The following is an 886-nucleotide window of genomic DNA, read 5'->3' on the forward strand; positions in this document are numbered from 1 at the left end:
CGGCTGGAACGGGCCCACCACCGGCCCCGCGGCGGTCCCCGGCAAGTCCCTGGTCTACGTCGCCCAGACCATGACCAACCCCGGTGTCGCCGGGGTCGCCGAGGGGGTCCGGGAGGCCGCGGCGGCCATCGGGTGGCAGGTCCGGGTGATCGACGGGGGAGGCACCCCGGCGGGCATCGAGGCCGCCCTCAGCGAGGCGGTCGCCCTCCGGCCCTCGGGCATCGTCATCGGAGGCTTCGACCCGCGGCTGACGGCTCAGCAGACGCGGCGCGCACAGGCCGAGGGCATCCCGCTGGTCGGCTGGCACGCGGTCGCCTCGCCCGGCCCGAGCACGGAGCCACCGCTGTTCACCAACATCACCACCAGGGTGGAGGAGGTGGCGGGGATCAGCGCGGACTGGGTCATCGCCCGCTCCGGCGGGGCCGGCGGGGTGGTCGTCTTCACCGACGACTCCATCCCGTTCGCCCGCACCAAGGCGGAGCTGATCCGGCGGCGGCTCGCCGGCTGCCCGGGCGTGGACCTGCTCGCGTCGTCGAACATCCCCATCCCCGACGCCGGTCAGCGCGTCCCCCAGGAGGTCTCCTCCCTCCTCTCCCGCTTCCGCGACCGGTGGACGGACTCCATCGCCGTCAACGACCTGTACTTCGCCGACGCCGCCCCGGCCCTGCGCGCCGCGGGGCGTCCCGGCGGGGGGCCGCCCTTCAACATCGGTGCGGGCGACGGGGACCCGTCCGCCTTCCAGCGGATCAACAGCCGCGGCTTCCAGGCGGCCACCGTCCCCGAGCCGCTGTCCCAGCAGGGCTGGCAGATCGTCGACGAGTTCAATCGCGCCTTCGCCGGGCGGCCCGCCAGCGGTTACGTCGCCCCGGTCCACGTCGTGACGGCC

Annotated in this window: 1 protein-coding gene; it reads left to right on the forward strand. The window is 75.2% G+C overall.

What is annotated here, in order from left to right; genetic code table 11:
• A partial coding sequence (locus tag VR44_RS37180) for a substrate-binding domain-containing protein (RefSeq protein WP_045952090.1) occupies positions 1-886 on the forward strand: 886 nt, incomplete at both ends.

The organism is Streptomyces katrae (assembly GCF_000966975.1).
In the GTDB taxonomy this organism is placed as follows: Bacteria; Actinomycetota; Actinomycetes; order Streptomycetales; family Streptomycetaceae; genus Streptomyces; species Streptomyces katrae.